A 1,070-nucleotide genomic window follows, 5' to 3' on the forward strand; every position below is an offset into this window, starting at 1 on the left:
CGTAAGCAACGAGATAATCATTCAGCATATGCGTTTATCAAACGTCTCATTAAACAATTTGGTAAACCTCAAAAGGTAGTTACAGATCAGGCACCCTCAACGAAGGTAGCAATGGCTAAAGTAATTAAAGCTTTTAAACTTAAACCTGACTGTCATTGTACATCGAAATATCTGAATAACCTCATTGAGCAAGATCACCGTCATATTAAAGTAAGAAAGACAAGATATCAAAGTATCAATACGGCAAAGAATACTTTAAAAGGTATTGAATGTATTTACGCTCTATATAAAAAGAACCGCAGGTCTCTTCAGATCTACGTATTTTCCCCATGCCACGAAATTAGCATCATGCTAGCAAGTTAAGCGAACACTGACATGATAAATTAGTGGTTAGCTATATTTTTTTACTTTGCAACAGAACCGATTATTTTCTTATCAGAACATCAAATACGCTTATTAGTATTTCCACGTCTTTGTTTAACTAATAAATAAACAGCATTTACTAAACATAGAGTAGTCCACACAAATGATAAGTAAACATTATCAAAACTGTTCTATTATTACATATTTTTTAATGATTCTGCCTTTGCAACAGAATCATCATGTTGGTTCTGTTGCAAAGTTGAATTTATAATATAATTTTAACAAAAAGGAGTCTTCTGTATGAACTATTTCAGATATAAACAATTTAACAAGGATGTTATCACTGTAGCCGTTGGCTACTATCTAAGATATGCATTGAGTTATCGTAATATATCTGAAATATTAAGGGAACGTGGTGTAAACGTTCATTATTCAACGGTCTACCGTTGGGTTCAAGAATATGCCCCAATTTTATATCAAATTTGGAAGAAAAAGCATAAAAAAGCTTATTACAAATGGCGTATTGATGAAACGTACATCAAAATAAAAGGAAAATGGAGCTATTTATATCGTGCTATTGATGCAGAGGGACATACATTAGATATTTGGTTGCGTAAGCAACGAGATAATCATTCAGCATATGCGTTTATCAAACGTCTCATTAAACAATTTGGTAAACCTCAAAAGGTAGTTACAGATCAGGCACC

At 32.6% G+C, this 1,070-nt stretch carries 1 protein-coding gene and 1 pseudogene; both read left to right on the forward strand.

The features are described 5' to 3' along the window. Positions 1-363: pseudogene (locus ACIQWG_RS40820) on the forward strand (IS6-like element IS257 family transposase); the annotation flags it as partial. Between the two features lie 300 nt (positions 364-663). Then, on the forward strand, positions 664-1,070 hold a 407-nt coding region (locus ACIQWG_RS40825), incomplete at its 3' end, for an IS6 family transposase (protein WP_404106222.1).

The sequence above is a fragment of the Streptomyces sp. NPDC098781 genome (assembly GCF_044759995.1).
Classification (GTDB): domain Bacteria; phylum Actinomycetota; class Actinomycetes; order Streptomycetales; family Streptomycetaceae; genus Streptomyces.